A 20,520-nucleotide genomic window follows, 5' to 3' on the forward strand; every position below is an offset into this window, starting at 1 on the left:
TGATTTCACGTCACAAATGATTGGACAACCGGCACTCTAATTCTTCTGCCGCCCTCCCGCTATTTGCGTTGCAGCAACCCTGTCCTGATCCGGAGCAACGCATGCCTGCCGCCGTCCTTGCGCTAACCGCCGGTGCCTTTGGCATCGGCACCACTGAATTCATCATCATGGGTCTCTTGCTGCAGGTCGCCGCCGACATGCAGGTCTCGGTCTCCGCGGCAGGTCTCCTGATTTCCGGCTATGCGCTCGGCGTGTTCGTGGGGGCGCCGATCCTGACGCTGGCAACGCGGCGGATGCCGCGCAAGGCGGTGCTGCTTGCTCTGATGGCGATCTTTACCTTCGGCAACGCCGCCTGCGCGCTGGCGCCGGACTATGGGCTGTTGATGGCGGCGCGGATCCTCACCTCTCTCGCCCATGGCACATTTTTTGGCGTCGGATCGGTGGTGGCGACGAGCCTGGTCACTGAGGACAAGCGTGCCTCCGCAATTGCCACCATGTTCATCGGACTGACGGTGGCTACTCTGCTCGGCGTACCCTTTGGTGCGTGGTTCGGCCTGATGCTGGGATGGCGTGCCGCGTTCTGGGCGGTGACCGTGATTGGGCTGGTCGCCTTCGCTGTATTGGTCGTTCTGGTTCCCGGCAACGTGGGCGGCAATGAGAAAGCCACTTCGCTGCGCGAGGAGCTGGCGGTGGTCGGCCGTCCGCGAGTCCTTCTCGGCCTCGCCATGACGGTGTTCGGTTTTGCCGGCCTATTCGTCGTCGTTACCTATGTCCAGCCGATCCTGACGCGGCTGACCGGCTTCTCTGAAGCGGCGGTCTCGCCGATCCTTCTCGTGTTCGGCGTCGGCCTGTCGATCGGCAACGTTGCGGGTGGGCGGCTCGCCGACCGTGGTCTCGGACGCGCCCTGATCGGCACGCTTGCCGCGCTTGCGCTCGTCCTCGTCGCGCTTGCGGCGGTGCTGTCGATCAAGGGTCTCGCCGTGTCCTTCATCTTTCTGCTTGGCATCGCCGCCTTCGCCACCGTGGCGCCGCTGCAGCTTCGCGTGCTCGAAGCGGCCGGCGCGGAGGGGCGCACGCTCGCATCCAGCCTCAACATCGCGGCCTTCAATCTTGGCAATGCGCTCGGCGCCTGGGCCGGCGGGCTTACGATCGATCGCGGCTTGGGCCTTGCCGCGCTTCCGCTTGTCGCGGCGGCGATCACCGCGGCGGGACTCCTGCTGGCGCTATGGAGCATGCATCTGGACCGTCCGGTACCTTCCGCCGCGGCATGCCCGGCGGAATGAAAGCAAAGGATCAAAAGGGAGCACAGTGATGGAATATCGCAACCTCGGCGCCTCGGGCCTGAAGGTCCCCGTTATCAGTTTCGGTACTGGCACGTTCGGCGGACAGGGGCCGCTGTTTTCGGCCTGGGGCCGGAGTGGCGCCGAGGAGGCGAGGCGGCTAATCGACATTTGCCTCGAGGCCGGCGTCAACCTGTTCGACACCGCCGATGTCTATTCGAACGGCGCGTCGGAAGCGATTCTGGGCGCCGCGATCAAAGGCCGCCGCGACAGGGTGCTGGTCTCTACCAAGACGAGCTTGCCGACGGGTGACGGTCCATTCGACGCCGGCTCATCGCGACATCGCCTCGTGTCGGCGGTGGACGCCGCCTTGCGGCGGCTCGGAACCGACTACATTGACTTGCTGCAGCTCCACGCCTTCGATGCCTTCACGCCAATCGAGGAAGTGCTGTCGACGCTTGATGGGCTCGTCCGTGGCGGCAAGTTGCGCTATGTCGGCGCCTCCAACTTCTCGGGCTGGCAGTTGATGAAGTCGCTCGCCATTGCCGAGCGTCACGGCTGGACGCGCCATGTGGCGCACCAAGTCTATTATTCGCTTGTCGGCCGCGACTATGAGTGGGAGCTCATGCCGCTCGGCCTCGATCAGGGCGTCGGCGCGCTGGTCTGGAGCCCGCTGGGTTGGGGGCGTCTCACCGGCAGGATACGACGCGGCCAGCCGCTGCCGGCTGGTAGCCGCCTGCGCGAGACGGCGCAGTTCGGTCCACCAGTCGACGAGGAGCGGCTTTATCGCGTCGTCGATGTCCTGGATGCCGTCGCGACCGAGACCGGTCGCACTGTGCCGCAGGTCGCGATCGCATGGCTACTCACCCGCCCAAGCGTGTCGTCCGTGATCATCGGCGCGCGCGACGAAGCGCAACTGCGCGACAATCTCGGCGCCGTCGGCTGGTCGCTGACCGCCGAGCAGGTCGCGCTCCTGGACAAAGCGAGCGCGGTGATGCCATGCTATCCCTATTATCCTTATCGTGTCCAAGAAGGCTTTGCGCGATTGAACCCGCCGCCGGTTTGAGCCTATTGGAAGCGGGCGACACAACGAGCCAGTAGCTCTCGATTTGCCCGGCGCCGCGCGCACAAGGTTTGGACCAAATCAACTGCGTTTGGCGATGATCGCGAGTGCGTCGGCACCGCTGACGCTGGGCGGCAAACGCATAAAATCCGCTGGCTCTCCCGCAATCGCCTTGTCGAGCAAGGTGCGATAGCGGCGCCTTGGAATTTCAACCGCGCCGAAGCTGCGCAGATGTTCGGTGACGTATTGCGTGTCGAGCAGCTCGAACCCGCCTGCGATCATTCGCGCCACCAGATGCACCAGCGCCACCTTGGAAGCGTCGCGGGCGCGGTGAAACATGCTCTCGCCGAAGAAGGCCCGCCCCAGGCTGACACCGTAGAGGCCGCCTGTGAGGTCGCCGTCCTGCCAGACCTCGACGCTGTGGCAGTGTCCGAGCTCGTGGAGCCCGAGATAGAGATCGCGGATGCGCTTGTTGATCCAGGTGTCGTCGCGGCCCGGCTGGGGCGCCGCGCAGCCCGCGATGACCGCCTTGAAGGCGGTATCGACGGTAACGCGGAAAGTGTCCGAACGCACGGTGCGGGCAAGCCGCGAGGCGATGCGGAAGCCGTCGAGCGGAATGACGCCGCGCATTTCCGGCTCGACCCAGAACAGTGTCGGATCGCCGGCACTCTCGGCCATCGGGAAGATGCCGCAGGCATAGGCCCGCAGCAGCACTTCGGGCGTGATTTCGGAAGCAGCAGACTCGCGCGAGGTCATGTGTCGATGATAGCAGGACACACGGGGCGTATGCTACGTTCCATGACAAATTGGTGCGCAGCATAGCCGCATCCATACGAAGCGGATGACGACGGGGTATTCGCCCGGCCGAATTTCCAAGATGAGTGCGGCATGAGCGCAGTATTGATCGTCGTTCCGGTGTTCGCCTTGATTGCGGCGGGTTAAGCGGCAGTGGCGCTGCGTTTCATCTCGCCGACGGCGCATAAGGGCATTGCCGAGTTCGCCTTTAGCATCGCCATTCCGGCGCTGCTGTTCCGGATCGTGGTTGTCGCGGAATTCCCCGCCGTGAGCGCCTTCTCGGTGTGGGGCGCCTATTATGGGGCAACGGCGGTCACGTGGATCGCCGCGCTGCTGGCGTCATCGCTTCTCCGGCAATCCCGGGCGGATGGCGTGGTGCTTGCGATCGGCTCGATCTACGGCAACATCGTGATGCTCGGCATTCCCCTGACGTTGTCGGCGCTGGGAAGTCAGGCCGCCGGCTCGATGGCCTTGATCCTGTCGGTCAACACGCCGCTGCTCTGGCTCTGCGGCACGCTGCAGATGGCGTGGGCGGAACGAAAATCTTCCGAGACGGCGCCGCTGCTGGTGCTGCGGGCCGTGCGCGAAATCGCGCGCAATCCGATCATGCTCGCGCTCGGCTTCGGCTTTCTCTGGCGCCTCACCGGCTTGGGGCTGAACCCTGTCGCGGACAAGACTCTGGAACTGCTGGCGCAGGCGGGCTCGCCCACGGCCCTGATCGCGCTCGGCATCAATCTCTTCGGATTCAGGATCAAGGGCCAGGCGCTCGGCATGGCGGTGATGTGCGCGCTCAAGCTCTTGGCGATGCCGGCCGTTGCGGCGGTCCTCGCGTTCCATGTTCTGGCGTTACCGCCGATTTCCGCGGCCGTGGTCGTTGTTTTCGCCGCGATGCCGACCGGCGCCAATGCCTACATCTTCTCGGCTCAGTACGGACGGCTCACCGAAGCCGTCTCGGGCGCCGTCGCGCTCGGCACGACGTTGGCGGCGGTGACGTTGCCCGTTGTCGTGTTATTCGTGACGGCCGCCCCGCGCTAGTCCGCGTAGCCGAACAGCATGGCCGGGTTGGTGACCAGGATCCTCTTCAGTTCCGCTTCATCGGCCACATAGCGGTAGAGAAGTTCGAGCAGGTCGGCATCGTTGGGCGGCTGCACCACCGAAACCGGGTGCGGCCAATCGCTCGCCCAGACGCAACGGTCCGGCGCCGCCTCGATGTAGGCGCGCGCGATCGGAATGACGTCGTCCCAGGGCGGGCCCTTCTTCGAGGTCTTTTCGCCGAGCGACAGCATCACCCAGAAATTGCCCTTGGACAGGAGCTCCAGCATCTTCTGCAAGTTCGGGTCATCCTTGCCGCGCGTCGGGTCCGGCCGCGCCATGTGATCGATCAGCACGGGAACGTCGAGATTTTCGTACTTCGCGACGCTGGAGACGATGCCGTCTTTCTCCGGCTGGATTTTTGCGTACCAGCCGAGTTCGCGAATCTTCGCGATGGCGCGGGCAAAATCCTTGTCCGAGAGCACCGCGCCGAGTTCCTGCCGGAAGCTGAAACGGGCGCCGCGGACACCGGCATCGTGCAGCTTGGCGAGATAGGCGTCATCGGCTTCGGCAAACACCAGCGCGTTGGCGCAGCCGCGATAGTTCGATCCCATCGCGGCCAGGCCATCGAGCACCACCGAATGATCGGCGCCATAGGTCGTGGTCTGCACGATGATGCCGCGCTCGATGCCGAGCGCCTTGTGGACGCGAAGCGAGGCCTCCCAGGTCGCGGTCGGCATCTGGTAGGCGGCACCTGGCCGCACCGGATATTTTTCCAGCGGCCCCAGCACGTGAAACTGGCTGTCGACGCTCTTCGGCGGCGGCAGTTTTGAGGGACGGCGCGGATTCGGATCGAACGGAAGATAGGTCGGCATCTCGGGTTCCTTGTCTGATCGCGGTCAGCCGATCACGGCGGTGAAATCGCATTGCACGAGCGCTCCATTCTCCATGTCCATCTGCAGCGCATGGCGGGCAGGGCGGGAATGCTCGTCGGGAAACATCTTCAGCCATTCGGTATTGACCGGCGCGCGCTGCTTTCGATCCTGCAGCCATACCGTCATCTTGATGATGTCATCGGTCGTACCGCCGCCGGCTTCGACGATTGTCTTCATATGCGCGAACATGTTGGCGCACTGGTCCTCGATGCGCTCGGGCATTGCGCCGGTCGCGGGATCACGGCCGAGAATGACGCCGGACATCAGGAGATGGCCGATACGGCAGGCGTTCGGAATGGGATTGGCGTGCTTGAATTCGCCGATGTGAATGCTCTTGCGCCTTGTCATCACTGCTCTCCCTCCGGGATGCTCTCGTTCAGACGAACTGGCAGGACACCGATCCGAACCGGCCGTAATCGGCATGAAATGTATCGCCCCTGATGATCTCGACCGGGCGCGTAAACGATCCCGCCAGCACCACTTCGCCGGCCTCGAGATACTCGCCTTGGGCAGCCAGCCGATCGGCAAGCCAGGCCACGCCGTTGGCAGGGTGGTTGAGCACGCCGGCGGCGATGCCGGTCTCCTCGATCTGGCCGTTGCGAAACAGCAGCGCGCCGATCCAGCGCAGGTCGGCGTCGAGCGGACGAATGGGCCGGCCGCCGACGACCAGCGCCGCATTCGCGGCATTGTCGGAGATCGTATCCGTCACCTTGCGCGGCGCCTTCGTCTCGGGATCGACGCGATGCATCCGGGTTTCCAGGATTTCGAGCGCCGGCGTGACGTAATCGGTGGCGTTGAGCACGTCGAACAGGCTGCAATCCGGGCCCTTCAGCGGCGTCTTCAGCACGAAGGCCAGTTCGACCTCGATGCGGGGCGCACGGAAACGGTCGAACGGGATCGGCGATGCATCGGGGTAGAACATGTCGGCGAACAGCACGCCGTAATCCGGCTCGGAAATGCCGACGGCGTTCTGCATCGCTTTCGACGTCAGGCCGATCTTGTGGCCCCTGACAATGCGGCCGCGGGAGAGCTGCAACCTGGTCCAGGCGCGCTGAACGGCGTAGGCGTCCTCGATCGTCAGATCAGGAAATTCGCGCGTGAACGCCGGGATCAACGACTTGCTGCGTTCGGCGTCATCGAGGCGCTGCGCCAGCCGTTCGACGGTTTGTTGATCGAGCATCTTCTATTGCTCCGCCGCCACGGTGTTGCGAAGGATGCCGATCTTTCCGGACTCCACCTCGACGACGTCGCCGACCTTAAGCCAGCGCGGCGGCGTGAATCGGGCGCCGGCCCCGGTGGGGGTACCGGTGGCGATCATGTCGCCGGGTCTTAAGGTGGCAAAGGTGGAGAGGTAGGCGATCAGGTAATCGAACGGGAACATCAGCCGCTCGGTGGAGTCGCTCTGGCGTACCTCGCCGTTGACACGGGTGATGATGTCATGCGGGCCACGCGGATCGCATTCGTCTGACGTGACGATCCACGGCCCGATGCTGCCCGAGCGGTCAAAGTTCTTGCCCTGGGTGACGTTGAACTTGCCGTGGTGCAGCCAGTCGCGAACGCTGCCCTCGTTGCACAGCGTCATGCCGAAGATATGCTCCCACGCGCGCTCGCGGGGAATGTGCCGGCCTTCCTTGCCGATGACGATTACCAGCTCGCCTTCATAGTCGAGCTGTTCGGAGATCTTCGGCTTCTCGATCGGCTGGCCGGAGCCGACGACGGAGGAGGGGTTGCGGACGAACAGACTCGGATATTTCGGCAGGTCCGAGTTGTCCTTGTACTCGGCGTTGCGATCCCTGTAGTTGACGCCGATGCACCAGAGCTTTTCCGGAGCCGGGATGGGCGGCAGCAGCACGAGGTCATCGAGCGCATGGTCCGGCTTCTGCCCGGCAATTGCCTGGCGCGCGATGTCCAGTCCGCCTCCGGCAATCAGCGCCCGCAGGTCGGCAAACTTCGTCCGTTCGGTCAGGTCGACGACCCCGCCTGGGATGCGCGCGCCGAAGCGCGGCTTGCCGTTTGCAAGATAGCTCAGAAGATGCATGCGATCGGTCTCCGGATCAGCGCGGCGCGCGATGGCGCGGCATGCTTCAGGATTCAGTTTTCGACGTCTGGAATACGGGTTTTAAGGTGACGATCTCGCCGAGCTTGGCGTAACGCGGGCCGGCGATGCGGGCGATCGGGTCGAGCGCCTCGGTTTCGATCTTGCCGTTGTTCAAAAGGCCATCCCTGATGTGGAAGACCAGTACTTCGCCGACGATCAGCCGGCTGCGGGTCTCGCCGAATTCGAGGCACTGCCGGAAGCGGCATTCCATCGCAATCGGTGCGGCCGCGAGACGAGGCACCTTGATGCGCTCTCCCGGCAGTGTCGAAAGCCGCAATTCCTCGACCTCGCTGACGTCGGGCGGATGTTCGGTGGAGCTCTCGTGCACCGCCGTCATCAGGCTGGAGTCCGCGATGTGAACGACATATTCCTCGTTGTTGAGGATGTTCTGCGCGGTGTCCTTGTAGATTCCAGCCTTGCGACCGACGCTGATGGCCAGCATCGGCGGCTTCGGGGAGACGAACGTAAAGGCAGAGAATGGCGCGAGGTTGAGCACCCCGCCGCCCGACATGCTGGTCACCCAGGCGATCGGGCGGGGCACCACGACGCCGGTGATCAGCCGGTAGGCCGTTTCAGCGTCGAGATATGCAGGATCGATCCGCATCGGGATACGCTTCAATCAGCCCTGATGTTCGCCTTGCGGACGACGGGAATCCACTTGGCGTCCTCGCGTTCGAGGTAGCTCGTGAACTCTGCCGGCGTCATCGATACGGCCTCGGCGCCGAGCGCGTTGAACTTCTCGACGACGGCGGGATCTTTCAGGATCTCCGCGAGGGTATCGTGGAGCTTGGTCACGATTTCGGGCGGCGTGCGTGCGGGCGCGAACAGGCCGGTAAAGGTCTGGCCGTCAAATTCCTTGTGGCCGAGTTCGGTGAAGGTCGGGACATCCGGTAGCCAGGAGGCGCGGCGGCTGCCGGTGACGGCGAGCGCACGCAGCATGCCGCTCTTGATCGAAGGCAACCCGACCGAGATCTGGTCCAGGGCAAACTGCACCTGTCCGCCGACCAGGTCGTTGAGAGCGGGCGCGTTGCCGCGGTAGTGCACCGTCAGCCATTGCAGGCCCAACGTCGACTGCATGAGCTCGCTGAGCAGATGGTTGGTGGTGCCTTGGCCGGGCGAGGCCATCGTCAGCTTGCCCGGATCGCGGCGCGCGAGCTCGATGAATTCCTTCAGGTCCTTGGCCTGAACCGACGGATGCACTTCGAGCACCAGCGGCGTCATCGTGATCGAGGTGATGGGAACGAAGTCCCGCTTCCAGTTGTAGGCCTCGCGCTTGGCGATCTCGGGTGCGAACAGCACGGGACCATTGGCGCCGACGAACAAGGCGTAGCCGTCGGCCGGCATTTTCGCGAACGCCTCGCCGGCGATCAGTCCGCCGGCGCCAGCCTTGTTTTCCACGATGAACGGCTGGCCCAGCTTCGCCTGCAGCCTGTCGGCGATGACGCGCGCGGCGCTATCGACATTGCCGCCTGCCGGGTAAGGGACGATCAGCTTAACCTGACGCGCCGGCCATTGCTGGGCGCCTGCCGGTGCGTTCAACGCTGCCGTGAATAGCGTCGATAGAGCGATGCCTGCGATCGCGAAAAATTTCATCGCATTCTCCCGAAAAGCGGCACATCTGCCGCTACATTCTTGTTTTGCGCGAGCCCCGTCCCGAGCGGCATGCGCATGTATTGTTCCGCGCCACCGATCTTGCGCGCAGCCCTTCCGCTGTCGACCAAATTGTGGTGTTTTTGTCCACATTGTGGACAGCGGGCGGGGCGTATGACGAATGGTCGGTTAAAGACAGGAGGGCCGCGGCAGGGTGGGCAGGCGATCCGCCGCGCGTTGGCCGTGCTGCGGACGCTCGCGGTTGGTGGGGAACGAGGCGTACCGTTGGCTGAAGTCGTGCAGGCGACCTCGCTCGCTCGCCCGACGGTACATCGCATCGTGCATGTGCTGATCGAGGAGGGGGTTGTCGAACGCAGCGAGCGGACGGGAAATTATGTCGTCGGCCGCCAAGTGCCCGAACTGGCGCTGGCGCGTCCATCGCGTTCGCCCCTGATGGTTGCAGCCGAGCCGCATCTGGCGGCAGCGTCGGCGCAACTCGGCGATACCTTGTTTCTCACGGTGCGCACCGGCCTCGATACGCTGTGCGTGGCGCGCCGCATAGGTAGCTATCCGATCCAGGTGTTGTCGATCGAGGTCGGCGTGCGGCGTCCCTTGGGCGTCAGCAGCGCTGGCGTGGCGATCCTGGCCGCCATGCCGTCGGCCGAGGCGCGCAAGATCGTGCTCGCCAACGAAACGCGGTTTGGCGCTTACCGGACCGATACGGCCACCGTGCTCGGACAGATCCAGCTCGCGCGGCGCCGAGGCTACAATCTGCGTGATGTCGGCCTCGTGCAGGGAACGAAGTCGCTTTCGGCCTGGATCCGGACTCCTGACGGTCAGCCCGCCGCCGCGATTACGCTCTCCGCCATGCGGAACAGATTGGGCCCACGCCGCGCGATCGAGGTGGCGGACGTTCTTGTCTCGGCTGCGCGGGCGATCGAAGCGGCGACGGCTTAGGGACTAACCTAACTCGCCGCGGCGTTGGTCGACTTCGGCGCCGCTGCTGGGATGCGGCGGAAACGCAGTACGATCCTGGTGCCGTGGTGGTTGGGATCGCGCTCGGCACTGGCATCCAGTTTGGCGGCCATGGCGCTCACGATGCGTTGTCCCATGCCGGTGGAGCGCGGGTCCGACTTGGCGTTGAGGCCGACGCCGTCGTCCGCGATCGAGACCACGAGGTCTTCGCCCTCGGGCTTGAGCTCGACGTGAATGGGACCGGCGCCGTCGGGATAGGCGTATTTGACGGCGTTCATCACCAGTTCGTTGACGATGATGCCGATCGCCACCGCGCGGTCCGGGTCGATCTCGATCGGTTCGGCCTTGAGCGTCAGCCGCGACATCCTGTTGCCCTCGGCCGAACGGCGGAGATCTTCCAGCAGAGCTTCGAGATACTGGTTCAACAACACGCTCTTGAGATCGTGCGAGGTGTAGAGACGGCGGTGGACCTGGGCGACCGCCGCGACGCGTCCCATCGCATTGGTCAGTGCCGCCTTGACGTCGTCCTGGGTCGCCGAATTGGCCTGCAAGTGCAGCAGCGAGGCGATGATCTGCAGGGAGTTGCCGACGCGGTGGTTGACTTCGCGCAGCAGCACTTCACGTTCGGCGGCGAGCGCCGCATAGCGGTCGCGCGAGGCGTGAACCTCGGCTTCGGCTTCGTCGCGGGCCCGTTGAAGCTCGGCCTGCCTGAGCGCGCCGGAGATCGCGACCTGAAGCAGCGGAATGAAATCGCCCCGCGTGTCCTTGACGAGATAGTCGGCAGCGCCGGCCTTCAGCGCCGTGACAGCGATCGCCGAATCCTGCGCGGCCGTGACAAACACCACCGGCGGGGCGTCCGGTATCGCCATGATGCGTTCGAGCGTTTCGAGGCCGTCGAGACCCGGCATGTACTGGTCGAGCGCAATCACGTCGATGCCGCCTTGCGCCAGCCGCGCCAGGCCTTCTTCGCCGCCCGCCGCGTGCACGACCTTGAAGCCTGCCCGCGTCAGGCCGCGGTCGACCAGCCGGGCGAGGCCGGCGTCGTCGTCGATGTAGAGCAGCGTCGGCGTCGCGGGTTTCATATGGCGGCCGGAGGGACCTGAATGACGGAGAAGAACAGACCGAGTTGGCGAATGGCGTTGGCGAAGCTTTCGTAGTTCACAGGCTTGGTGATGTAGACGTTGCAACCGAGTTCGTAGCAGCGCTTGATCTCGTAGGAGTCGTCGGTCGTGGTCAGTACCACGACCGGCGTGGTCTTGAGATACTGGTTTTCTTTCACCCGCTTCAGAATGTCGATACCGGACGTATCGGGCAAGTTGAGATCGAGCAGGATCAGGAGCGCGCCGCCCTTGTGGTCGAGGCCCGTCCCGTCCTTGCCGAACAGATAGTTCAGCGCTTCTGTACCGCTGGTGAACGGTACTATCTCATTGTTTACGCCGGATCGGCGTATATTCCGTTCGATCAGGCGAGCGTGGCCCTCGTCGTCCTCGATCATGATGATGGTGACTGGGTTACTCATATCCGTATGTTCCGGTTACCTGCTGGCCAATTAATGGGCAGTGTGATTGTGAACGTGCTGCCCTGGTGAAGTTCCGATGCGACCGACATGGTTCCCCCCAAGCGGCGCACCAATGCGCGGACATGAGCAAGCCCGATGCCTTGTCCCGGCTTGTCCTGGGTTCCCGCGCGGCGGAACAAATCGAAAATGCGCTGATGGTCCTTGGGATCGATGCCGCGGCCGTTGTCTGATATCTCGAATACCGCAAAGCCGAGCTTGGTGCGACCGCGAATCGTGATTTCGCCGGGCACGCCGGTTTTGAGATATTTGAGCGCATTATCGATCAGATTGGAGAATATCTGCTCCAGCGCAAGGCGATCGGTGACGATATTCGGCAATGCGTCGATCCGGATCTCGGCCTGGGCCTCCGCGGCCTGGTGCGCCACGGTCGCCGCAATGCCCTCGATCAGTTCTTTGGTATCGATCCGGACCGGCTCGAACTCGCGCCGCCCTTCGCGGGTGAGATTGAGGATCGCCGATATCAGCCGATCCATCTTGCCGATCGACGATTTGATGAAGCTGAGTGCCTCGGAGAAATCCTCCGAGAGCTTCTGGTCGGGACCTTCGAGCAGGGGCTCGGCGGTATCGGTGACATTTTCCGGGGCGGGCGTTGCTTCGGATTGCACGCGGGAAAGCGCTGCGATCCGCTTGAAGATGTCGCCGCGCAATTCCTCCAGCTCGCTCGTGAAGCCCATTATGTTCACCAGCGGCGAGCGCAGATCGTGGCTGACGATGTAGGCGAAACGCTGGATCTCGTCATTGGCTTCACGCAGATCCGCCGTGCGCTCGTCGATGGTGGCCTCGAGGTTGAGGTGGCTGTCGCGCAGCCTGGCGTCGGCCTCGTCGCGTGCGCGCGACGAACGGCGGACCAGGAAGATCGCAATGCCAGCCAACACGACCACGAAACCCGAGCCGATGCCGGTGATCGAGGCCGCCAAGGTCTGGCTGCGATCGGCGTTGGTCGTGCGCTCGACAAACAGACGGTCCTCCTCGGTTCGCATCCGCACGGCTAGATCGTCAATGTGTTTCATGGTGTCGCGCCCGATGCCCTCGCGCACGATCTTGGAGGCATCGTTCAGGCGCTGGGACCGGGCCAGCTCCATCGTCGTACGGAATTCATCGATGCGCTGGTCGTAGAGCGGCATCATCTCGTTCATGAGCCCCCGTTGAACCGGATTGTCGCTGACAAGCCGGCCCAACCGCGTCAGCGCCGGCGCCAGTTCGGACATGGCTTGCTCAAAGTCGGTCCGAAAGTCGGGGCGCAATGTTGCGAGGTAGCCGCGCTGTGCGCTTTCGGCACGCCGCAATTGCAATTGGACGAGCGATATCTGGTTCTCGACCTCGACGGTGCGTTGCACCGCGCGCGCGTCCTCGCGCGCCTTGTTCACCAGATGGACCGAACCCGCGCTGATGGCGGTCAACACCAATAGCCCCGCCGCAAGCAGCAGGATGTGGCCCACGGCGCGCTTGCGCTGGACATCAGCGATCACGGTGATCTCGCGTCATTGACAAGCGGAATACGCGCCCCCGGCAACCCCCTGTACATCCCAACGTGCGATGGAACCCATCGGTTCCATCGGCCGTCGAAAATTTCAGGCAATCTTCGCGCCCAGAGCTCTAGCCGTCCGCGGGTTGGCCGGCGAGGTACTGCTCGAGCCAGTGAATGTGGTAGTCGCCGTTGATGATATCGGCCTCCCGGACCAGTGCCCGGAACAGCGGCAGGGTGGTTTCGATGCCGTCGACCACCATCTCGTCGAGCGCCCGGCGCAGCCGCATCAGGCATTCGGCGCGAGTCTTGCCGTGCACGATCAGCTTGCCGACGAGCGAGTCATAATAGGGCGGAATGACGTAGCCCTGATAGACGGCGGAATCGATCCGCACGCCGAGCCCGCCGGGCGGATGGAATTGCGTGATCTTGCCGGGCGAGGGGCGGAAGGTCTGCGGGTTTTCCGCATTGACGCGGCATTCGATGGCATGCCCGATGATAGCAATCTCTTCCTGCTTCGCGGGCAGGTCGCCGCCGGCGGCGATGCGGATTTGCTCCAGCACGAGGTCGATGTCGGTGATGCTCTCGGTGACGGGATGCTCGACCTGGATGCGGGTGTTCATCTCGATGAAATAGAACTCGCCATCCTCATAGAGAAATTCGATGGTGCCGACGCCGAGATATTTCATGTCCCGCATCGCCTTGGCGCAGGTCTCGCCGATCTTGGCGCGGGCGGCGGCGGCGAGAACCGGCGAGGGGCCTTCTTCCCAGACCTTCTGGTGACGGCGCTGCAGCGAGCAATCGCGCTCGCCGAGATGGATCGCGCCGCCGCGGCCGTCACCGAGAATTTGGATCTCGATGTGTCGCGGCTTCTGCAGATATTTTTCGAGATAGACCGAGGCGTCGCCGAATGCGGATTTCGCCTCGTTGGAGGCGGTGGACAGCGCCAGCATCAGGTCGTCGGCGGTGCGCGCTACCTTCATGCCGCGTCCGCCGCCGCCGGCGGCAGCTTTCACCAGCACCGGAAAACCGATCGCCTTGCCGATCGCCAGCGCGTCGTCGTCCGACGAGACCGCGCCGTCGGAGCCCGGCACCACCGGAATGCCGAGCCGCTTTGCGGTCTTCTTGGCCTCGATCTTGTCGCCCATCAGGCGGATGTGTTCGGCCTTCGGGCCGATGAAATGCAGATTGTGCTCGGCGAGGATTTCGGCGAAGCGGGCGTTCTCGGAAAGAAAGCCGTAGCCGGGATGCACGGCATCCGCGCCCGTTATCTCGCAGGCCGCGAGCAGCGCCGGGACGTTGAGATAGGAATCCTTTGAAGGCGGCGGCCCGATGCAGACGCTCTCGTCGGCGAGCCGCACGTGCATCGCGTCGGCGTCGGCGGTGGAATGCACGGCAACGGTGGAGATGCCGAGTTCCTTGCAGGCGCGCAGCACGCGCAGGGCAATTTCGCCGCGATTGGCTATGAGGATCTTGTCGAACATGTTTTTCCAAGCCGCGAGTAGCGAATGGCGAATAGCGAATAGGGAAACACTCTCTTCACCATTCGCTACTCGCTACTCGCCATTCGCCTCTATTCAATGATCACGAGCGGCTCGCCGAATTCGACCGGCTGGCCGTCCTCGACGAGAATTTGCGTCACCGTGCCGGCACGCGGCGACGGGATCTGGTTCATCGTCTTCATCGCTTCGATGATCAGGAGAGTCTGGCCGGCCGAAACCTTGGTGCCGACCTCGATGAACGGCTTGGCGCCGGGCTCAGGCGCCCAATAGGCGGTGCCGACCATCGGCGAGGGGACCACGCCCGGATGCTTGGCCAGGTCGGCAACCGCCGCGCTACCCGCAGCGATGGCTGCCGCCGCGGCCGGCGCCGGCTGGAAGCTCGCCGGCATCGCCGCCGACACGCTGATATTGCGCGCGACACGCACCCTTAAGCCGGCGCGCTCGATCTCGATCTCGGTCAGGCTGGTCTCGTCCAGCAACAGCGCGAGTTCGCGAATGAGCGCGCTGTCGTCGCTCTTTAGATTTGCGGCTGATTTGTCCGCTGATTTGTTGTCGGGCTGGCGGGCCATGCTCTTGATCCGGAATTCTCGATGTGGGTGACGGCTTAAGCGTCAGGTGTCGTTCGACGTCAGATGTTTGATGTCAGTTTTTTGAAGTCAGTCTTTGGCCTTGGCGCCGAGTTTGGCGGCCAGGCCTGATATTGCGAGCCGGTAGCCGTCGACGCCGAAACCACAGAGCGAAGCAAAGGCGGCCATGGCCGTGAAGGAGTGGTGACGGAAGCTCTCGCGGGCGTGGATGTTGCTGATGTGCACTTCCACCGTCGGGATTTTGACCGCGACCAGCGCATCGTGCAACGCGATCGAGGTGTGCGAATAACCACCGGCGTTGATGATGATGCCGGCCGCCTTCTTCGCATGCGCCTCATGGATGAAGTCGATCAACTCGCCCTCGCGGTTGGACTGGCGGCAATCGGCCTTCAGGCCGAACTGTGCCGCCGTTTCGACGCACAGCTTTTCGACGTCGGCGAGCGTCGCATGGCCATAGGTTTCCGGCTCACGCGTCCCCAACATGTTGAGGTTCGGGCCGTTGAGCACATAAATCGTCGCGGCAGAGGCTTGGGCGCTTCCTTGGGCCATCCGGATTCCAGCAAAAAGGGGCGGGCGGGTCGCGGGGTTATAGGTAACAACGCGGCCAAGGGGAAGCCTTTAGGCCGTCCTGGGAGCCTTTCAAGGGCCTTACCCTGTTCATAAAAAGGCGGATATAACCCGCTGAATTTATTCATTAACCAATGGAGTGAATCGGTTGCCTGGTCTGCTGCGGCTTGGTCATGCTCTTGATCAGCGAAAAGGGCGGGCATTGCTGCCCGCCCTTGTCCTTGCGAAAGGCCGCTGTCAGGCGTCCAGAATCGCCACGATCTCGTAGGTGTTCGGATCGACGATCACGATCTGCTCCCTGACGAGGATGTACTTATACCTGCGCCATTCCGGATAGATCGTCACCACGCGCGCGGGCAGCGTGTGGAAGGTCACGTCGCGCGGGATGCGGGTGCCGACCGAAACCGAGAAGTTCACGTTCGTCACCGGCTGAACGCGTGTCTCCTTGATCACGTTGGTGATCTGGGTGCGCTGCTCGGTCGACAGCTTGGCGCCCGCGCCGGCCTGGCCTGTTGTGGTCGTTTCGCCCGCGGCTCCGCCCTGGGTCTGCGTCTGCGTGCGGTCGCGGTCCTGCTGGCCTTGGACCTTCTGGTCACGCTGCATTTGGTCACGGCCCTGCGTCGTGGTCCGGTCGCGGTCACGCTGGGTCGTGCCCTGTTCACGCTGCATGCCTTGGCCCGTCGTCTGGCCCTTGTCGCCCTTCATGCTGCCGCGGTCCTCTTTGCCCTCGGCCTTCATGTCCTTGCCGCCCTTCATGCGGTCTTCGCTGCGTTGGGCCTTTTCACCGCCCATCGACTTCTGCTCGGACTGTCCCATGCCGGTGGTGCCGCGGGGTTCGCGCTGCTGCATCGTGCCGGCACCGCCCCGCTCGGAAGCGGCACCGCCCCGCTCAGAAGGCGCGCCCTGCTGCGCCGCAGAACCGGCCGACCCCGCGTCGCCGCGTCCCATGCCGGTGCCTTGAGCATTCGCAAAGCCGGTTCCGGCGATCAGGGCCGCTGCCGCGACCGTCATCAGAAAGCGATTACTCATTCGAATGTCTCCTCACGTTTCTGCATTGCCCGCGCCGACAACGAAAGGAATTAGGCGATGTTCCTGATACTTGCCGGTTCCGCCGGCTTTGTTTTGTGAACGCGGGATGAACCGCTGCGCCACATAGTGCTGCAACGAAAACGAAAAGGCCGGCTGTCGAGCCGGCCTTTTACGCCATGCGCGAAGGAAGCGTCGCCTCAGCAGGTCGCCTTGCCGCAGCGGGCGTTGCTGATCTTTTCGCGTAAGGCCTCGACGCCGACCGCGCCGATCACGACCTGCTTGCCGATCACGTAGCTGGGCGTGCCGTTCATGCCCATGGCCTCGGCGAGCTTGAAGTTTTCCTCGAGCGTGCTGCGCACCTCCGTGCTGTTCAGATCCTTCTCCAGCTTCGCCATGTCGAGGCCGACTTCCTTGGCAACGGCCATCGCGCGTGCCTTGTCGGCGGCGCCGCGGCCGGTGAGCAGCTTCTGATGGAAGTCGAGATATTTCTTGCCGGTCGGATCCTGCATGCGCACGGCGACGCCGACCTGAGCAGCTTCGACCGAGCCCGCGCTCAGCACCGGAAATTCCTTGAGGACGACCTTGAGCTTCGGGTCGCTCTTCATCAGCTCCATCATGTCCATCATCGCGCGTTTGCAATAGCCGCAATTGTAATCGAAGAACTCGACGAAGGCGACGTCGCCATCCTTGTTGCCGAGCGTGACGTTGCGCGGCGAGTTGAAGATCGCGTCCGCATTCTTGGCGACGCCGGCTTCGTGCTTGGCGGCTTCGGCTGCGGCCTGACGCTTGCTGAGTTCTGTCATCGCCTCTTCGAGCACCTCGGGATGCGCGATCAGGTAATTGCGGATGATGGCCTCGATGTCGCCGCGCTGGGTGTCGGTAAAACTCTGCGCGGAGGCGGACAGCGGCGCGCCGCAGAGCGCCAAAGCGAACAGTGCGGGGATGAGAAGACGGAACGAGGGCATCGGTAAATCCTTATGCGGCGAGTTCCCGGGCAATTCTGCTGAAGGCCGGCTCCTCGAGAATATCTTGGTTCGGGTTGGCCAAATCCTTGATAGCGAAGTCCTTGATGATACCAAGTCCTTGATGATCAAGTCTTTGGTGACCAAGTCCGATTATAGCCGAATGCGGCTTAATTCTAGTTGCCCTTCTGGCCGGGCAGCGGCTTGGTGTTCACGATGTCGTCAGCCTTGACCCATCCCGGCGTCCCGATCGCGAAGCGTGTTTTTGCCCGTGAGGCGAGATCGCGCGCCGTCTTGCTGTCGCCGCGCAGGTAGGCGGCCTGGGCCGACGCCAGATCGGCCTGCGCATAATCTCCTTTTCGGCCATAGGCCATCGCAAGCTGCATATAGCCGATCGGTGCCTCGCTCTCGCGCGCTACCGCCGCGCGCAGGATGGCAATCGCCTCGTCGGTGTAGGCGTTGTTGCCGGTTGCCACGAGGGCCTGCCCAAGCAGCATCTCGATGAGTGGCGAGTTGTTGGAAAGCGCTACGGCCTTGCGAAGCGGCGCGATAGCCTCCTGCGGCTTGCCGCCCTCCAGCAGCGCCTGGCCGCGCACCTCGTGGAAATAGGGATTGTTGGGCTGCTGCTGAATCAGCGCGTCGATCTGTGCAAGCGCGCTGCGCAGGTCGCCGTGCCGATAAGTCGCGATCGCATGGGCGTAGCGCGCAGGCAGGCTGTTGTTGGACAATGGATAGCGCCGGTACACAGTATCCTGCCGCTCCATGAAGGCCGAGATCTTGGCGCGCACCATGTCGTGGCGCAGTTGCAGGGCTGGGTCGTCCTTTTTGTCCCAGTAAGGGCTCGACCGTGCCAGCTCTTCCAGCGCGGCGACGCGCTGGGCCGGCATCGGATGCGACTGAACGTAAGGATCTGAGCCGCGCGCGGCAAACAGGCTCTCGTCGGTGAAGCGTTTGAAGGTCTCGTGCATGCCCCTGGCGGACTGGCCTGTGGCGGTCAGAAACTTCACGCCGGCCTTGTCGGCGTTCTCCTCTTGCTGACGTACATAGGAGAGCAGGTTGCGGCGGATCATTTCTCCCGGCGCGGAAAACATCGCCGCGCCGGCGTTGGCCAACCCGCTGTTGCTGCCGCCTTGCGCGCCCGCGACCATCGCGCCGGCGCCAAGCAGCATGGCGATGATCATCTGCGTCTGGGCCCGCGCCATCTCCTCGCGCATCTTGGCGAGATGGCCGCCGGCAAGATGGCCGGTTTCGTGCGCCATCACGCCGATGATCTGATTCGGCGTCTCCGACTGCATGATCGCGCCGTAGTTCACGAAGATGCGTCGGCCGTCGGCAACGAAGGCGTTGAAGACGCCCTGGTTGATGATCACCATCTGGATGTTCTGCTTTTCCAGACCGGCGGCGCGCAGGATCGGGCGCGTATATTCGCGCAGCAATTGTTCCGTCTCGGTGTCGCGGAGCACCGGTGGGCCCCTGTTCTCCTGCGCCAGCGCAGCCATCGGCGCGACGGCAAGGGCGACCGCAGTCGTCAACGTGGTCAACTTCAGTGATTTCTTGCGTAGGGCGATGCGGAGCAGCATGAGCGGTCTTTGGCGATTGGCGGTGCATCCGGATTTGACCGGACGCCGGTTCGGTTTCCGATTGGATCAGAAACGGGTCCCAGTTTGTTGTTTCAACGCGTTTCTTCACCGAGCCGGTATCACTTCGCTTGAAAACGCTATAACAAGCCACCGAATACGGCCAGTCTGGGGCGCTTACCGGCTCGGGAACCCGAATTCGGAACGGCGCCCGTGCAATAGCAGAGATCGATGCTGGAATCGACACTTAGAGACCGCGCGACAGCGCTGCTGACCCCCTCGGCGCGGAGCGACGTTCCGCCCTTCATGGTGATGGACGTGATGGCGGCTGCAGCGCGCATTGAGGCGGCCGGCGGCCATGTCATTCACATGGAAGTGGGGCAACCGGCGGCGCCCGCGCCCAGAACCGCGATCGCGGCCGCGCACGCGGCGCTCGATGAGGCGCGGATCGACTACACCTCCGCACTCGGCATGCCCACGCTGCGTGCGCGGATTGCCAGGCACTACCGCGACACTTACGGCTGCGCGGTCGACACCGACCGCATCGTGATCACGACCGGCTCGTCCGGTGGATTCATTCTGGCGTTCCTGTCGATGTTCGAGCCGGGGGATCGCGTGGCGGTCACGGTGCCGGGTTATCCACCCTACCGGCATATTCTGACCGCGCTCGGTTGCGAGCCGGTGCTGATCGAGACCTCGAGCACGACGCGCCATGCGCTGACAGGAGAGGCGTTGCTGGAGGCGCACTGCAAGGCGCCGCTGAAGGGGGTGCTGGTCGGCAGCCCCGCCAATCCGACGGGAACGATGATGTCGCGCGAAGCGCTCACCGGCCTGATTAACGCGGCAGAAGGCGCGGGCATCCGCTTCATTTCCGACGAGATCTATCATGGGCTCGACTATGCGTTTCCGGCGGTGACGGCGGCGGAGCTTTCGCCGCATGCGCTCGTGATCAATTCGTTCTCGAAATATTTCTGCATGACCGGCTGGCGGGTCGGCTGGATGGTGGTGCCGGAGGCTCTGGTGCGCCCGATCGAGCGGTTGCAGCAGAACCTGTCGATCTCGGTGCCGACGCTGTCGCAGATCGCGGCCGAAGCGGCATTCGAAGGCCGCGAAGAGATGGAGGCGATCAAGCGCGGCTACCAGGAGAACCGCGGCATCCTGATCGAGGGATTGCCGAAGGCCGGTCTCACCAAGTTCCTGCCGGCCGATGGCGCGTTCTACCTCTACGCCGATGTTTCGGATTTCACGTCCGACAGTTTCGAGTTTGCCGGCCGCATGCTGGAGAAGGCGCAGGTGGCGGCGACACCGGGCGTCGACTTCGATCCGATCCACGGCCGCAGCTTCATTCGCTTCTCCTATGCGCGCTCGGCCGACGAGATGCGCGAAGCGGTGACGCGCATCGCGCGTTGGCTGCGATAATACCTCCGGCCTGTCACACATCTCATCCGCACCTATAACCAACCGGGAGCTATCCGTGTCCAGAA

General features: G+C 63.7%; 21 protein-coding genes. 5 read left to right on the forward strand and 16 right to left on the reverse strand.

Annotation, left to right across the window (positions count from 1 at the left end; all coding sequences use genetic code 11):
* Positions 1-101 precede the first annotated feature (101 nt).
* Positions 102-1,283 (forward strand): MFS transporter, encoded by a 1,182-nt coding sequence (locus V1290_RS35410; protein ID WP_334368712.1) that lies wholly within the window; start codon positions 102-104, stop codon positions 1,281-1,283.
* Positions 1,284-1,311: 28 nt separating this feature from the next.
* Positions 1,312-2,346 (forward strand): aldo/keto reductase, encoded by a 1,035-nt coding sequence (locus tag V1290_RS35415; RefSeq protein WP_334368713.1) that lies wholly within the window; start codon positions 1,312-1,314, stop codon positions 2,344-2,346.
* Between the two features lie 78 nt (positions 2,347-2,424).
* Here V1290_RS35415 and aat read toward each other — a convergent pair whose 3' ends face one another.
* Complete coding sequence (gene aat, locus V1290_RS35420) at positions 2,425-3,099, reverse strand: leucyl/phenylalanyl-tRNA--protein transferase (protein ID WP_334368715.1); 675 nt, start codon at positions 3,097-3,099, stop codon at positions 2,425-2,427.
* Positions 3,100-3,291: 192 nt separating this feature from the next.
* On the opposite strand from aat, the gene V1290_RS35425 reads away from it, so the two are divergent.
* Positions 3,292-4,173, forward strand: coding sequence for an AEC family transporter (locus V1290_RS35425; RefSeq protein WP_334368716.1), 882 nt, complete (start codon positions 3,292-3,294; stop codon positions 4,171-4,173).
* On the opposite strand, the gene V1290_RS35430 is transcribed toward V1290_RS35425, so the two are convergent.
* Genes V1290_RS35430 through V1290_RS35455 form a run of 6 tightly spaced genes read right to left on the reverse strand, consistent with a single transcriptional unit; the run spans position 4,170 to position 8,796 of the window.
* Positions 4,170-5,045 (reverse strand): amidohydrolase family protein, encoded by an 876-nt coding sequence (locus V1290_RS35430; protein WP_334368717.1) that lies wholly within the window; start codon positions 5,043-5,045, stop codon positions 4,170-4,172. The two genes, V1290_RS35425 and V1290_RS35430, sit on opposite strands and share 4 nt — an antisense overlap.
* A gap of 24 nt (positions 5,046-5,069) precedes the next feature.
* A complete protein-coding gene (locus tag V1290_RS35435) occupies positions 5,070-5,453 on the reverse strand; it encodes a RidA family protein (RefSeq protein ID WP_334368719.1) in 384 nt (127 codons plus the stop codon).
* A gap of 28 nt (positions 5,454-5,481) precedes the next feature.
* A complete protein-coding gene (gene hpaH, locus V1290_RS35440; RefSeq protein WP_334368720.1) occupies positions 5,482-6,285 on the reverse strand; it encodes a 2-oxo-hept-4-ene-1,7-dioate hydratase in 804 nt (267 codons plus the stop codon).
* A gap of 3 nt (positions 6,286-6,288) precedes the next feature.
* On the reverse strand, positions 6,289-7,143 hold the full coding sequence (locus V1290_RS35445) for a fumarylacetoacetate hydrolase family protein (protein ID WP_334368721.1): 855 nt from the start codon (positions 7,141-7,143) through the stop codon (positions 6,289-6,291).
* A 46-nt stretch (positions 7,144-7,189) separates the two neighbouring features.
* Entirely contained in the window at positions 7,190-7,807 is a 618-nt protein-coding gene (locus V1290_RS35450; protein ID WP_334368723.1) for a flavin reductase family protein, read from the reverse strand.
* 11 nt (positions 7,808-7,818) lie between these two features.
* Complete coding sequence (locus tag V1290_RS35455) at positions 7,819-8,796, reverse strand: Bug family tripartite tricarboxylate transporter substrate binding protein (protein ID WP_334368724.1); 978 nt, start codon at positions 8,794-8,796, stop codon at positions 7,819-7,821.
* Between the two features lie 171 nt (positions 8,797-8,967).
* Here V1290_RS35455 and V1290_RS35460 point away from each other — a divergent pair, with 171 nt between their 5' ends.
* Complete coding sequence (locus tag V1290_RS35460; RefSeq protein ID WP_334368725.1) at positions 8,968-9,750, forward strand: IclR family transcriptional regulator; 783 nt, start codon at positions 8,968-8,970, stop codon at positions 9,748-9,750.
* Positions 9,751-9,758: 8 nt separating this feature from the next.
* Here the strand turns inward: V1290_RS35460 and V1290_RS35465 are convergent, their stop codons facing one another.
* From V1290_RS35465 to V1290_RS35505, 9 genes are all read right to left on the reverse strand, one after another.
* The gene (locus V1290_RS35465) at positions 9,759-10,850 is read right to left on the reverse strand and encodes a sensor histidine kinase (RefSeq protein WP_334368726.1); all 1,092 of its coding nucleotides are present in this window, start codon (positions 10,848-10,850) and stop codon (positions 9,759-9,761) included.
* The gene (locus V1290_RS35470; RefSeq protein ID WP_334368727.1) at positions 10,847-11,287 is read right to left on the reverse strand and encodes a response regulator; all 441 of its coding nucleotides are present in this window, start codon (positions 11,285-11,287) and stop codon (positions 10,847-10,849) included. Before V1290_RS35470 ends, V1290_RS35465 begins: the two co-directional genes overlap by 4 nt.
* Complete coding sequence (locus V1290_RS35475; RefSeq protein WP_334368729.1) at positions 11,284-12,816, reverse strand: sensor histidine kinase; 1,533 nt, start codon at positions 12,814-12,816, stop codon at positions 11,284-11,286. The genes V1290_RS35470 and V1290_RS35475 overlap by 4 nt, the downstream gene beginning before the upstream one ends.
* Before the next feature lie 127 nt (positions 12,817-12,943).
* Positions 12,944-14,296 (reverse strand): acetyl-CoA carboxylase biotin carboxylase subunit, encoded by a 1,353-nt coding sequence (gene accC / locus V1290_RS35480; RefSeq protein WP_057845234.1) that lies wholly within the window; start codon positions 14,294-14,296, stop codon positions 12,944-12,946.
* A gap of 89 nt (positions 14,297-14,385) precedes the next feature.
* The gene (gene accB, locus V1290_RS35485; protein WP_334368730.1) at positions 14,386-14,883 is read right to left on the reverse strand and encodes an acetyl-CoA carboxylase biotin carboxyl carrier protein; all 498 of its coding nucleotides are present in this window, start codon (positions 14,881-14,883) and stop codon (positions 14,386-14,388) included.
* A gap of 87 nt (positions 14,884-14,970) precedes the next feature.
* Positions 14,971-15,450 (reverse strand): type II 3-dehydroquinate dehydratase, encoded by a 480-nt coding sequence (gene aroQ / locus V1290_RS35490; protein WP_057845236.1) that lies wholly within the window; start codon positions 15,448-15,450, stop codon positions 14,971-14,973.
* A gap of 255 nt (positions 15,451-15,705) precedes the next feature.
* Positions 15,706-16,497: a DUF1236 domain-containing protein gene (locus V1290_RS35495; RefSeq protein WP_334368731.1), complete on the reverse strand. Its 792-nt coding sequence runs from the start codon at positions 16,495-16,497 to the stop codon at positions 15,706-15,708.
* A gap of 197 nt (positions 16,498-16,694) precedes the next feature.
* A complete protein-coding gene (locus tag V1290_RS35500) occupies positions 16,695-17,462 on the reverse strand; it encodes a DsbA family protein (protein ID WP_334368732.1) in 768 nt (255 codons plus the stop codon).
* Between the two features lie 173 nt (positions 17,463-17,635).
* A complete protein-coding gene (locus V1290_RS35505; RefSeq protein WP_334368733.1) occupies positions 17,636-19,039 on the reverse strand; it encodes a M48 family metalloprotease in 1,404 nt (467 codons plus the stop codon).
* A 228-nt stretch (positions 19,040-19,267) separates the two neighbouring features.
* On the opposite strand from V1290_RS35505, the gene V1290_RS35510 reads away from it, so the two are divergent.
* Positions 19,268-20,455: a pyridoxal phosphate-dependent aminotransferase gene (locus tag V1290_RS35510; protein WP_334368734.1), complete on the forward strand. Its 1,188-nt coding sequence runs from the start codon at positions 19,268-19,270 to the stop codon at positions 20,453-20,455.
* The last annotated feature ends 65 nt before the right edge of the window (positions 20,456-20,520 follow it).

Origin of the sequence: Bradyrhizobium sp. AZCC 1578, assembly GCF_036924675.1 — a bacterium.
GTDB lineage: Bacteria > Pseudomonadota > Alphaproteobacteria > Rhizobiales > Xanthobacteraceae > Bradyrhizobium.

Bases quoted from the DNA above. Each gene is read 5' to 3' on its own strand.
- V1290_RS35410 (WP_334368712.1), top strand. From the start codon at position 102: ATGCCTGCCGCCGTCCTTGCGCTAACCGCCGGTGCCTTTGGCATCGGC.
- V1290_RS35415 (WP_334368713.1), top strand. From the start codon at position 1,312: ATGGAATATCGCAACCTCGGCGCCTCGGGCCTGAAGGTCCCCGTTATC.
- aat (WP_334368715.1), bottom strand. From the start codon at position 3,099: ATGACCTCGCGCGAGTCTGCTGCTTCCGAAATCACGCCCGAAGTGCTG.
- V1290_RS35430 (WP_334368717.1), bottom strand. From the start codon at position 5,045: ATGCCGACCTATCTTCCGTTCGATCCGAATCCGCGCCGTCCCTCAAAA.
- V1290_RS35435 (WP_334368719.1), bottom strand. From the start codon at position 5,453: ATGACAAGGCGCAAGAGCATTCACATCGGCGAATTCAAGCACGCCAAT.
- hpaH (WP_334368720.1), bottom strand. From the start codon at position 6,285: ATGCTCGATCAACAAACCGTCGAACGGCTGGCGCAGCGCCTCGATGAC.
- V1290_RS35445 (WP_334368721.1), bottom strand. From the start codon at position 7,143: ATGCATCTTCTGAGCTATCTTGCAAACGGCAAGCCGCGCTTCGGCGCG.
- V1290_RS35450 (WP_334368723.1), bottom strand. From the start codon at position 7,807: ATGCGGATCGATCCTGCATATCTCGACGCTGAAACGGCCTACCGGCTG.
- V1290_RS35455 (WP_334368724.1), bottom strand. From the start codon at position 8,796: ATGAAATTTTTCGCGATCGCAGGCATCGCTCTATCGACGCTATTCACG.
- V1290_RS35460 (WP_334368725.1), top strand. From the start codon at position 8,968: ATGACGAATGGTCGGTTAAAGACAGGAGGGCCGCGGCAGGGTGGGCAG.
- V1290_RS35465 (WP_334368726.1), bottom strand. From the start codon at position 10,850: ATGAAACCCGCGACGCCGACGCTGCTCTACATCGACGACGACGCCGGC.
- V1290_RS35470 (WP_334368727.1), bottom strand. From the start codon at position 11,287: ATGAGTAACCCAGTCACCATCATCATGATCGAGGACGACGAGGGCCAC.
- accC (WP_057845234.1), bottom strand. From the start codon at position 14,296: ATGTTCGACAAGATCCTCATAGCCAATCGCGGCGAAATTGCCCTGCGC.
- accB (WP_334368730.1), bottom strand. From the start codon at position 14,883: ATGGCCCGCCAGCCCGACAACAAATCAGCGGACAAATCAGCCGCAAAT.
- aroQ (WP_057845236.1), bottom strand. From the start codon at position 15,450: ATGGCCCAAGGAAGCGCCCAAGCCTCTGCCGCGACGATTTATGTGCTC.
- V1290_RS35495 (WP_334368731.1), bottom strand. From the start codon at position 16,497: ATGAGTAATCGCTTTCTGATGACGGTCGCGGCAGCGGCCCTGATCGCC.
- V1290_RS35500 (WP_334368732.1), bottom strand. From the start codon at position 17,462: ATGCCCTCGTTCCGTCTTCTCATCCCCGCACTGTTCGCTTTGGCGCTC.
- V1290_RS35505 (WP_334368733.1), bottom strand. From the start codon at position 19,039: ATGCTGCTCCGCATCGCCCTACGCAAGAAATCACTGAAGTTGACCACG.
- V1290_RS35510 (WP_334368734.1), top strand. From the start codon at position 19,268: ATGCTGGAATCGACACTTAGAGACCGCGCGACAGCGCTGCTGACCCCC.